Origin of the sequence: Paraburkholderia ribeironis, assembly GCF_900019265.1 — a bacterium.
Taxonomy (GTDB): Bacteria; Pseudomonadota; Gammaproteobacteria; order Burkholderiales; family Burkholderiaceae; genus Paraburkholderia; species Paraburkholderia ribeironis.
Map to the genome: position 1 here is coordinate 1 of NZ_CYGX02000132.1, position 11,836 is coordinate 11,836.

General features: G+C 66.4%; 7 protein-coding genes. 2 read left to right on the plus strand and 5 right to left on the minus strand.

The genetic code is table 11. The features are described from left to right. Positions 1–155 precede the first annotated feature (155 nt). Together BN2475_RS32015 and BN2475_RS32020 are read right to left on the minus strand one after the other, a co-directional pair. Positions 156–497 carry a hypothetical protein gene (locus BN2475_RS32015; protein WP_094783367.1) on the minus strand — a complete coding sequence of 114 codons (342 nt, stop codon included), beginning with the start codon at positions 495–497 and terminating at the stop codon, positions 156–158. 117 nt (positions 498–614) lie between these two features. Then, on the minus strand, positions 615–1,319 hold the full coding sequence (locus BN2475_RS32020; RefSeq protein ID WP_094783368.1) for an arylesterase: 705 nt from the start codon (positions 1,317–1,319) through the stop codon (positions 615–617). Between BN2475_RS32020 and BN2475_RS32025 the strand changes: the two genes are divergently transcribed. After that, positions 1,318–2,004, plus strand: coding sequence for an ABC transporter ATP-binding protein (locus tag BN2475_RS32025; RefSeq protein ID WP_094783369.1), 687 nt, complete (start codon positions 1,318–1,320; stop codon positions 2,002–2,004). The genes BN2475_RS32020 and BN2475_RS32025 overlap by 2 nt on opposite strands. A gap of 190 nt (positions 2,005–2,194) precedes the next feature. On the opposite strand, the gene pgi is transcribed toward BN2475_RS32025, so the two are convergent. The 3 genes from pgi to BN2475_RS32040 all read right to left on the minus strand — a co-directional run bounded on the left by pgi (position 2,195) and on the right by BN2475_RS32040 (position 7,182). After that, a complete protein-coding gene (gene pgi, locus BN2475_RS32030) occupies positions 2,195–3,817 on the minus strand; it encodes a glucose-6-phosphate isomerase (RefSeq protein ID WP_094783370.1) in 1,623 nt (540 codons plus the stop codon). A gap of 228 nt (positions 3,818–4,045) precedes the next feature. After that, positions 4,046–5,725, minus strand: a complete 1,680-nt coding sequence (locus BN2475_RS32035; protein ID WP_094783371.1) for an NAD(P)H-hydrate dehydratase — start codon at positions 5,723–5,725, stop codon at positions 4,046–4,048. 161 nt (positions 5,726–5,886) lie between these two features. Next, positions 5,887–7,182, minus strand: coding sequence for an FAD-dependent oxidoreductase (locus tag BN2475_RS32040; RefSeq protein WP_094783372.1), 1,296 nt, complete (start codon positions 7,180–7,182; stop codon positions 5,887–5,889). A gap of 335 nt (positions 7,183–7,517) precedes the next feature. On the opposite strand from BN2475_RS32040, the gene purL reads away from it, so the two are divergent. Further along, the gene (purL, locus tag BN2475_RS32045) at positions 7,518–11,630 is read left to right on the plus strand and encodes a phosphoribosylformylglycinamidine synthase (RefSeq protein ID WP_094783373.1); all 4,113 of its coding nucleotides are present in this window, start codon (positions 7,518–7,520) and stop codon (positions 11,628–11,630) included. Positions 11,631–11,836: the final 206 nt, after the last annotated feature.

Below are 11,836 nucleotides of genomic sequence, written 5' to 3' on the forward strand. Positions count from 1 at the left end.
CAAGTCGCACGCTTCACGGCCGTTCTCGCATCGCCTGAAAAAACAAAACCCCACGCTCCGAAAAACGTGGGGTTCGTCAGCAGTCTGAAGCCCCGCATTGGCGGGGCTTTTTCATTTGACGATTACGCAGTCGGTCAACGGTGTGTCGCGTAGCGTTACAGGCAGCCGCTGATCGCACGGGTCGCATCGCCAGCCGCGCCGCCGCTCGTACGGAAGCCGACCCACGTACCCTTGCCGGTATACGCCGGACGTACCACCGCAGCGGCGCCATTAGGCGGCTGCTGACCCGGCACGTAGACATCCATCGCCTGATCGTTGGCCAACGTGTTCTGCGAGATGACCTGTTGCTGCGAACCGTCCGCCCATTTCTGCGCGATGCAGCTGGCGACGGCCTTCGGCGGCTGCTGGCTTTGACCAACGGATTGAACGCCAGCAGGCGGTTGGGCGGCGCCGGCAGAAATTGCCACGGTCAAAGCGATTAACGGTAGGTATTTCACGTTATCTCCTCAAAAGGCGCTCAAAAAACGAGCCGGTTACACGGATTGCGAAAAAGTCTGAGCGACCTTTGCCAATCGTGTTCCCGAAGTTCTGGAGGCAAGTTGTTAGCAAACTTTTCAGTGCGGCGAACTTGCGCGAAGCAGTGGCTTGATAGCGGGCCACACATTGTTCAGTAGCACTGGCTGTGCCCGTTCGGTCGGATGGATCTGGTCGGCCTGGAACATCTCCGGCTTATCGGCGATGCCCGCGAGCAGAAACGGCACCAGCGGCACGCGCAACTCCTTCGACAGTTCGCCATACAGACCGTGGAACTTCTGCGTGTAGTCCGGACCGTAATTGGGTGGCACGTACATGCCCACCAGCACGACTTTCGCGTGACCCTGTTGAGCCTGCTCGATGATCGTGCGCAGGTTGTCCTCGGTGGTGGAGAGCGGCACGCCACGCAATGCATCGTTGGCGCCGAGTTCGACGATCACGATGCTTGGCTTCAGACGCTGCATCAGCGCCGGCAGGCGAGCCCGTCCGCCGCTCGTGGTATCGCCGCTGATGCTTGCATTGGCAACGCTATAATCGATTCGCTCGTCGGTGAGCCGCTGGCGCATCAATGCAACCCAGCCCGTGTCGCGGGGCAAGCCGTACTCGGCAGAGATGCTGTCGCCAAGTACGACGATCACCGGTTTGGCGGGCTCCGGCGCATTGGCCGCATGGGCTGGCAAGAGCATCGAAAACAGGGCTGTGGCCACGACGGCCGGGCCGAATGCGGTCGTCACCGCGGCGGCGCGAGAGGCGATCGCGCGCACTTTCAACCTACGCTTCACCATGCTAAACAAAACTGATCCGGTCATTGAAGTGCGGGGTTTGTGCAAGAAGGTTAAGGATGCAACGGGTGAGCTGACGATTCTCGACGATATCGATCTTGCTATCGATGCCGGCAGCAGTGTGGCTATCGTCGGTGCATCCGGATCAGGCAAGTCTACGCTGCTGGGCCTGCTCGCAGGATTGGACAGCGCCAGTTCGGGCTCGGTTCGGTTGTTGGGCCGCGAGCTCACCGAACTGGACGAAGACGAGCGGGCTGCGTTGCGCAGCGGGGCTGTCGGCTTCGTGTTCCAGTCGTTTCAACTGATGCCGCATCTGACCGCGCTCGAAAACGTCACCTTGCCACTTGAACTACAAGGCGGCATCGGTACGCGCGAGGCCGCGGCGCGTGCGCGCGGTCTGCTGGAACAGGTGGGGCTCGGCCAGCGCACCGGTCACTATCCAAAGCTGTTGTCGGGCGGCGAGCAGCAGCGCGTCGCGTTGGCGCGGGCGTTCGTCACGCATCCCACCGTCCTGTTCGCCGACGAGCCGACCGGCAGTCTCGATGCGGCCACCGGTCATGCGGTAATCGATCTGATGTTCGAGATGAATCGCGCGCACGGCGCCACGCTGATTCTCGTCACGCATGACGTCGAGCTGGCGCGCCGCTGCGATACGATCGTAACGATCGATGCGGGGCGAATTACCTGAACGAGCGGCTCGCGCGTCGCGATCCGTGAGCGTCGCCAGACGAGCAAAGCGGGCCGCGAGGGCCCGCATTTTTCACTCCGGCTGATTGGTGGCGCGCTAAACGGTGCGCTCAAAAGCGGTGGGCTCAATCACGCGCCCATCAGCGCACCGCCTCACCTCATCTCATCTCACCGCTTGTCACTGCCTCATCTCACCGCTTCAACGCAGCGCGCGCCCGCGCGATCAACGCCGACGTCGACGAGTCGTGCTTCTTCGCATCCACGCTCGCCGCGGTGAGGTCGGCCTCGACCACTTTGCCGAGAATCTTGCCCAGCTCTACGCCCCATTGATCGAACGGATTGATGTTCCACACCGACGCCTGCACCAGCACCTTGTGTTCGTAGAGCGCGATCAACGCACCGAGCGAACGCGCGGTGAGTGCGTCGACCAGCAGCGTGGCAGTCGGCCGGTTGCCCGGAAACATCAGATGCGGCGCGAGCTCCGGCTTGTCCGGGCCGGCCACTTTCTGCGCTTCTTCAAGCGTGCGGCCGAGCATCAGCGCTTCGCTTTGCGCGAAACAGTTGGCGAGCAGCTTCGGATGATGACTGGCGAGCGGGTGCTCCGGCGTCAACACGGCAATGAAGTCGATCGGCACGATCGTCGGGCCTTGGTGGAGCATCTGGAAGAACGCATGCTGGCCGTTCGTGCCCGGTTCGCCCCATGTCACCGCGGAGGTCGGATAGTCGACCATTGCGCCGTCCAGGCGCGCGGACTTGCCGTTGCTCTCCATCTCCAGCTGTTGCAGATACGACGGCAGGAAATGCAGCGCTTCCGAGTACGGCGCGACCAGATAGCTTTGCGAGCCGAAGAAGTTGCGATACCAGATGCCTATCATGCCGAGCAATACCGGCAGATTCTTTTCGAGCGGCGCATCGCGGAAATGCTGGTCCATCTGGTTGGCGCCGGCGAGCAGTTCGCCGAACTGCTGCGGGCCGACCGCGATCATGATCGACAAACCCACCGCCGACCACAGCGAATAACGGCCACCGACCCAGTCCCACATCTCGAACACGTTTTCTTTCGCGATGCCGAACTTGACCACTTCGGCGGGGTTGGCCGATACGCCGACGAAGTGCTTCGCAAGCGCGCTTTCCGGGCAGCCTTTTTCGACGAACCAGTCGCGCAGCGAACGCGCATTGGTCATGGTCTCGAGCGTGGTGAACGTCTTCGAGACGATGATCGCGAGCGTCTCTTCCGGGTCGACCTGCTGTATCACGTTGTACAGATCCGCGCCGTCGACGTTCGACACGAAGTACGTGCTGATCTCAGGCGTGGCCAGGTGATGCAGTGCGTGCACGACCATCTTCGGCCCGAGGTCCGAGCCGCCGATGCCGATGTTCACGACATGGCGAATCCGCTTGCCGGTGTAGCCGGTCCATGCGCCGCTGCGCAGCTGGTCGGCGAACGCGGCCATCCTGGCGCGCTCGGCCTGGACTTCGGCGAAGAACGGCGCTTTCGGATCGGTGGCGCGTAGCGCGGTGTGCAGCGCGGCGCGGCCTTCAGTCGGGTTCACCACGTCGCCCGCGAACATCGCGTCGCGGCGCTCTTCGACGCCGGCTTCACGCGCGAGTTGCACGAGTAGTTGCAGGGTTTCATCGGTGACGCGGTGCTTCGAGAAATCGGCAGCGAGTCCGCCGCCCGCGAACGTGAAGCGTTCGGCACGGGTAGGCGCGGGATCGTTCTCGGGGGCGAACCAGTCGCGCAGGTGCGCATCGCGAATCTTCTCGTAATGCGCTTGCAGCGAGGACCAGGAGGGGAGCGAGTTCTGGGTCATAGCGTCCGTCTAACCAAGGGGGCACGAAGAAAGGCGCGCGCATGAAGCGCTGCCGGGGATGATGCAACGACGCTGTCAGAGCGACGCCGCGCGGCCGGGCTCGCACACGCGTGGCGCAGTTGCGCAGTCGTTCAGCGCAGTCGTTCAGCGTAGTGATTCAGTATAGCGGCGTTACGTGACACGCTGTAGCCGTTCGGGCTGCCAGTGCAAAGGTTGGGACGAAGCGCTTCAAGCGGACGCGGCCGGATAGAACAGACGGTTCAGCAAGGTTCGCACCATCGACGCGAGTTCGCCCGCCGTCAGGCCAGCGGGACCGTGGCCTTGCGCGCTCAGCGTATCGGCGGCGAGGCCATGCAGGAACACGCCCGCCAACGCCGCTTCATAACGCGGCAGATGTTGTGCGAGCAGCGCGCCGACGATGCCGCCGAGCACGTCGCCGGTGCCACCCGTCGCGAGCGCGGCGTTGCCAGTCGGATTGATCGCGAGGCGGCCATCCGGCGCCGCGACGATGGTGCCGGTGCCTTTGAGCACCACCACGCTGGCAAAGCGCGCGGCAAGCGCGCGGGCCGCGCCGAGCCGGTCGCGTTGCACGCCCTGCGCGTCGCTGCCGAGCAGGCGCGCGGCTTCGAGCGGATGGGGCGTGAGGATGCACGGATCGCCTTGCACGCCGCGTGCGGTGACTTCGGCTGCGAGCGCAGCGTCCTTCGCGAGCAGATTCAGCGCGTCCGCATCGAACAGCTTCGGCGCATCCAGTTGCAGCACGTCGTGCATGACGCGCGTCGCGCGCTCGCGATGCCCCATGCCGCAGCCGACCGCGAGCGCGTCCATCGTCTCGAGCGGCAGATCGTCGAGCGCATGCAGCATCAGTTCGGGATGCGGCGGATCGTAGGGCGGGGCGCCGTCGCCGAGCAGCGCGACGTGCACCTTGCCCGCGCCGGCGTAGAGCGCGGCGCGCGCCGCGAGGATCGGCGCGCCGCACATGCCGGTGTCGCCGCCGACCACCGCGAGGCTGCCGAACGTGCCCTTGTTGGTCGCGAAATCGCGCAGCGGCAGGAACGCGCCGAACAGTTCGGGCGCGTTCAGTTGCACGGACGCGCGCTGGCTGCTGTCGATGCCGATCGGCGCCACGGTGACGGCGCCGGCGAGATCGCGCCCCTGCGCGGTGAAGAGCCCCGGCTTCGCGCCGATGAAAGTGACCGTGTGGGTCGCACGGACCGCGGCGCCGTCGCCGACGATCGTGCCGGTGTCGCTGTCGAGACCGCTGGGGACGTCGAGTGCGAGCACGCCGCCGTGCCGGGGCCGTGCTTTCGCACGCAGCGAGAACTGTCGCGCGACGCTTGCGAACACGCCGTCGAGCGCACGCGTCAGGCCGATGCCGAACATGCCGTCGACGAGCCAGTCATAGCCGTCCAGCGACGCGGGCGGCGCGGCTGTGATCGGCACGCCCGCGGCGCGGGCCGTGGCGAGCGCCCAGCGGGCGTCGTCCGGCTTCACGTCGATCGGCATGCACAGTTCCACCGCGATGCCGGCCTTGTGCAGCTCCGTCGCGACGATCAGCGCGTCGCCGCCGTTGTTGCCGGGGCCGGCGATCAGCCACACGCGCGGCTGCGATGTCCCGGCTGGCGTGTCGCGGCCGATGTTGCCACTGATGTTGCCACTGATGTTGCCACTGATGTCGCCGCTGACTTTGCCACTGCTGTTGCCACTGCTGTTGCCACTGATGTCGCGGGTGATCTGCTCGTGCAGAAAGCGCGCCGCCGAGCGGCCGGCGCGCGCCATCAGCGTGTGCGGCGGCAACGCGGCCGCGGCCTGCGCTTCCGCGACCCGCAGCTCGGTGAGCGTCAGCAGCGGCAGCGCGCGATGGTGTGGGTCGATGAGTGTCGGCGGTGTGTTGTCGGCGTCTGTCATGGCGAGGCCTGGCGGTTCGCCTGCTTGCGCGGCGAGGGAAGCTTCGGAACCGCTATGGTAGTGCCGATGCGCGCGCCGCGTGCGGCTCTTTCGCCCGCTCGCTCACGCGTCGAAAGAGCCAGGCGAAATCTGGCGGAATCTGGCAAAAGCGCGAACGATATTTACTGGAAGCGATCCGCGCGCAGCGCAGCCAGCGTGTCGTCGGGGAGTGCGGGCGGCTGGCCCGAAATCAGGTCGGCGACCAGCTTGCCGGCGCCGCAGGCGAGGCCCCAGCCGGCCGGGCCGTGGCCGGTATTGACGAACAGCCGCGGGTGCAGCGCGTTGCCGATCACCGGCAGGCCGTCGGGCGACAGCAGCTTCACGCCTTCCCACGGCAAGGCCGCCGAGATCCGGGCGGCGCCCGGGATCCAGTCGTGCGTCGCCTGGCCGAGCAGCGCCAGCGCTTCCGTGGTGACGGCTTCGCCCAATGGCTTGTCGATCTGGCCGGCGCCTTGCAGCACCGCGCCGCCGGCAATGCGCAGCCGATGGTTCATCCGGCTGATGCCGATGCGCTTGACCGCATCGACGATCGCCACGTGCGGCGCGCATTCCTCATGCGCGACTGGCGCGACCAGCGTGTGCAGCCGCAGCGGATGCAGCGGCAGCCGCAAGCCGACGCGTTCGAGCAGCGCGAGGCTGCCATGGCCGGCGGCGACCACCAGCGCGTCGGCATGGATCACATCGACTTCGCGTGAACGCGCGGCACCCGGTCGCGGCGCCAGTTCGACCGACGCGCGCTGGCCTTCGAGGCGGATCGCCGAGACTTCACAGCCGAGCATGAATTGCACGCCGCCTTGCGTATCGAGCGTCTGCTTGATGAGCTTGGCGAACAGCGGACAGTTGGCCGTGCGCTCCTGGTCGAACAGCACCCCGCCGGCGAAGGCCGGCTCGGGGCGCACGGAATGCTCGTACGCGGCGCATTCGGCCGGGCTCAGCAGGTGATGCGGGACTTCGTACTGGCGCAGCAGATCGAGCGCCGCCTGGGTCTGCTGCCATTCGTGCTCGGTGCGCACGAGGTAAAGCAGCCCGCTCGCCTGTTCGAATTCGAGCCCGAAACGCATTTCGACGTCGGCCAGCGCGTCGCGCGACGCTTCGATCAGCGGCCGCAGGCGGCCATACTGGCGGGCGAATGCCTGCGGCTCCTGCAACGCGGACAACTGCTTGACGAACTGGCGTGCCGCTCCGTTGAAGCCGGTCTTGCTGATCACGCCGTTTCTGGCGTTTTGACGGCTCGCCATGAAGGTCGGGCCGAACCAGACATCGAGCGGGGTCGGCAGGACGGTGCCGCCGTGCCCGTAGGTCGCGCCTTGCGCGACGGTGGCGTGGCGTTCCACCACGCACACCCGGTGGCCGGCCGCGCGCAGCTGATAAGCGGTGGCGACGCCCGCGATCCCGCCGCCAATGACGATGACATCCATGTTCTGATTCGAATTGCTGGCGGGACGCCGAAGCGGCGCAGCCCGTTGAGCGTGGCATGCGGCGCGCGACCCGGCTTGGCTCGGGGCGCTCGCGCCGATCTTTGAAAGGGCGAATGATAGCAGTCAAACCGCCGGCGCGGCCACGCGGGCGCTCCCCGCGAGCGTGCCGAAATGGCACCGCAAACGCACCCGAGGCGCGCCCCGGACGCACCCGGGACGCACCCCCACGCCCGCTGGAAGCCCGTTCCCGGGGTATAATCCCGGACTTCCTTTCCGCCTCACGTCGCCTGCATGCGCGACCCTTCGGCATCATAGAGCGACGCAACGTCAAGTCCATGGCCCACTTCTCGTGTTTCCCCGGCGCTTCGGCCCTTTCCGATTTCCGTCAAACCCGCCTGCTCGAAACGCTCACGCGCATCGACGCCAATATCACCGGCGTGCGCGGGCAATATCTGCACTTCGTCAACGCCCAGACGCCGCTGTCCGCTGAAGACAACGCGAAGATCGAGGCGCTGATGCATTACGGCGATCCGCTCGAAGAAGGCAAGGAGCGCGGCACGACCGAGACCTTCCTGGTGGTGCCGCGCTTCGGCACGGTGTCGCCGTGGGCCAGCAAGGCAACCGACATCGCGCATCTGTGCGGCCTCACTCAGGTGCGCCGCATCGAGCGTGGCGTCGAATACACGGTCACGCTCAAAAGCGGTCTGCTGGGCAGCAAGAAGGCGCTTTCCGACGAAGCCCGCGCGGCCGTCGCCGCGGCGCTGCACGATCGCATGACCGAAAGCGTGTCGCCCTCGCGCGACCACGCGCTGCATCTGTTCGACGAACTGCCCGCCAAGCCGCTGCAAACCGTCGACGTGCTCGGCCACGGCCGCGGCGCGCTGGAAGCGGCCAACACGGAACTGGGCCTCGCGCTCGCCGACGACGAAATCGACTACCTGGTCGCCGCGTTCACGAAGCTCGGCCGCAATCCGACCGACGTCGAACTGATGATGTTCGCGCAGGCCAACAGCGAGCACTGCCGGCACAAGATTTTCAACGCGGAGTGGACCATCGACGGCGAGAAGCAGGACATCTCGCTGTTCAACATGATCCGCAACACGGAAAAGCTGAACCCGCAAGGCACGATCGTCGCGTATTCGGACAACTCGGCGATCATGGCGGGCGGCATGGCCGAACGCTGGTTCCCGCGCACGCCGCAGCAAGCTGACGCAATGCCGGAGCACTACCGCCGCAGCGTCGAGCTCACGCACACGCTGATGAAGGTGGAAACGCACAATCACCCGACCGCGATCTCGCCGTTCCCGGGCGCCGCGACCGGCGCGGGCGGCGAAATCCGCGACGAGGGCGCGACCGGGCGCGGCGCGCGTCCGAAGGCGGGTCTGACGGGCTTCACGGTGTCGAACCTGGAATTGCCGGACGGCGTCGAGGCATGGGAAAACGCACGCGACGCCGCGCAGCCGCTCGCGCATCGCAACCCGGCCGATCCGCACGAAGCGTACGGCCGTCCGGACCGCATCGCATCGCCGCTGCAGATAATGATCGATGGGCCGCTCGGCGGCGCCGCGTTCAACAACGAATTCGGCCGGCCTAATCTGGGCGGCTACTTCCGCACTTATGAGCAGAACGTCGCGGGTCAGGTGCGCGGTTATCACAAGCCGATCATGATCGCCGGCGGCATCGGCAACATTTCGGACCAGCACACGCACAAGCACGATCTGCCGGAAGGGTCGCTGCTGATCCAGATCGGCGGACCGGGCATGCGTATCGGCATGGGCGGCGGCGCGGCGAGTTCGATGGCGACCGGCACCAACACCGCCGAACTCGACTTCGACTCGGTGCAGCGTGGCAATCCGGAAATCGAACGTCGCGCGCAGGAAGTCATCAACGCGTGCTGGCAGCTCGGCGAGCAGAACCCGATCCTGAGCATTCACGACGTCGGCGCGGGCGGCCTGTCGAACGCGTTCCCCGAAGTGGTGGACGGCGCGGGCAAGGGTGCCCGGTTCGATCTGCGCAAGATCCAGCTCGAAGAAAGCGGCTTGTCGCCGCGCGAAATCTGGTCGAACGAAGCACAGGAGCGCTACGTGCTGGCCATCGCGCCGGCCGATCTGCCGGCGTTCGAAGCCATGTGCCAGCGCGAGCGCTGCCCGTTCGCGGTGATCGGCACCGCGACCGCCGAGCGCCAGCTGAAGCTGATCGACTCCGAGCAGAGCGACGCCGCACATCAGCCGGTCGACATGCCGATGGAAGTGCTGCTCGGCAAGGCGCCGCGCATGCATCGCGACGTCAAGCGCGTCGAGCGCAAGCTCGAGCCGGTGGATGTCACCGGCATCGCGCTGGCGGACGTCGCGCAGAGCGTGCTGCGTCATCCGACGGTCGCGAGCAAGTCGTTCCTGATTACGATCGGCGACCGCTCGGTGGGCGGCACGACCGTGCGCGACCAGATGGTCGGTCCGTGGCAGGTGCCGGTGGCCGACGTCGCGATCACGACGATGGACTACGCAGGCTTTCGCGGCGAAGCGATGACGATGGCCGAGCGCACGCCGCTCGCCGTGATCGACGCGCCGGCGTCGGGCCGCATGGCGGTCGGCGAGGCGGTCACGAACATTGCGGCGGCGCCGATCGCGTCGCTCGACAAGCTCAAGCTGTCGGCGAACTGGATGGCCGCGTGCGGCGCGGCCGGCGAAGACGCCGCGCTCTACGATACGGTCAAGGCGATCGGCATGGAACTGTGCCCGGCGCTCGGCATCAGCATTCCGGTCGGCAAGGATTCGCTGTCGATGCGCACCAAGTGGGAGGACCGTGGCGTCGCGAAGGAAGTGGTCGCGCCGGTCTCGCTGATCATCTCGGCGTTCGCGCCGGTCGAAGACGTGCGCCGCCACCTCACGCCGCAACTGCGCCGCGTGGGCGGCGCGGATGGCGTGGGTGAGTCGGTGCTGATCGCGATCGACCTCGGCCGCGGCAAGCATCGTCTGGGCGGCAGTATCCTCGCGCAGGTCACGCAGCAGGTCGGCGACACGGTGCCCGACGTCGACGATCCGCAAGACCTGAAGCGCTTCTTCAACGCGATTCAGGCGCTCAACAGCGACGGCAAGCTGCTCGCCTACCACGACCGCTCGGACGGCGGCCTGTGGGCGACGGTGTGCGAAATGGCGTTCGCGGGTCACGTCGGCGTCTCGCTGAATGTCGACATGCTGGTGCTCGACCCGCATCATGAATCCGACTATGGCGACGCCAAAGACTGGGCGAAGCAGACCAGCGGCCGCCGTGAAGACCGCACGCTGCGCGCGCTCTTCAACGAAGAACTCGGCGCTGTGATCCAGGTGCGCGTGGCGGATCGCGACGCGGTGCTGGTGGCATTGCGCGAGCATGGTCTGTCGGCGTGCTCGCACGTGATCGGCAAGACCAACGAGCGCGACATGATCGAAGTCTATCGCGACGCGAAGAAGGTCTACGATGCGCCGCGTACCGAGCTGCATCGCACGTGGAGCGAAGTGAGCTGGCGTATCGCGCGTCTGCGCGACAACCCGGCATGCGCCGACGCCGAATACGACACGCTGCTCGATGCCGCCGATCCAGGCATCACCCCGGTGCTGAGCTTCGATCCGACGGAAGACGTCGCCGCGCCGTTCGTCCCCCAAGGGGACTTCCTTCGGGGCGTCGGCAAAGGCGCCCGTCCGCGCGTGGCGATCCTGCGCGAGCAGGGCGTCAACTCGCACCTCGAAACGGCTTACGCATTCGACCGCGCCGGTTTCGACGCGCATGACGTGCACATGAGCGACCTGCTCGCCGGCCGCGCGAACCTGGCGGACTTCGCCGGGGCGGTGGCGTGCGGTGGCTTCTCATACGGCGACACGCTGGGCGCCGGCGAAGGCTGGGCGAAGGCGATCCGCTTCAACGCGCAACTGGCCGACATGTTCGCTGCGTTCTTCGGCCGCGCGGACACATTCGCGCTCGGCATCTGCAACGGTTGCCAGATGATGAGCAGCCTCGCGTCGATGATCCCGGGCGCCGAGGCGTGGCCGAAGTTCACGCGCAACAAGTCGGAGAAGTTCGAAGCGCGCTTCTCGCTGGTCGAAGTGCAGGCGTCGCCGTCGCTCTTCTTCGCCGGCATGGAAGGCTCGCGCATTCCGGTCGCGGTCGCGCACGGCGAAGGCTACGCGGACTTCTCGCAACAGGGCGATGCGTCGAAAGTGGCGGTGGCGATGCGTTATGTCGATCACCGTGGCCAGGCGACCGAGCAGTATCCATTCAACCCGAACGGTTCGCCGGACGGCATCACGTCGGTCACGACCACCGACGGCCGCTTCACGGTGCTGATGCCGCACACCGAGCGCGTGCATCGCGCGGTGCAGATGAGCTGGCATCCGGCAGGCTGGGGCGAGGGCGGCACGGACTCGAGCCCATGGCTGCGCCTGTTCCAGAACGCGCGCCGCTGGCTGGGTTGAATCGGCGGGTTGAGTTGGCTGGTTGAGTTGGCTGGTTGAATCGGATTACGCGGCCGCATGCTTGCAGTTGCAGGCGGCCGCGTTGTCGTAGAGGTTACGCTGCAGCGTTCACACTCGGCTTTGCACCGCGCCTGATCCGCGCAACGCGAATCATCCGAACCCGCAGCAACAAAAAAGCCGCCCTCGGGCGGCTTTTCAGACTGCTG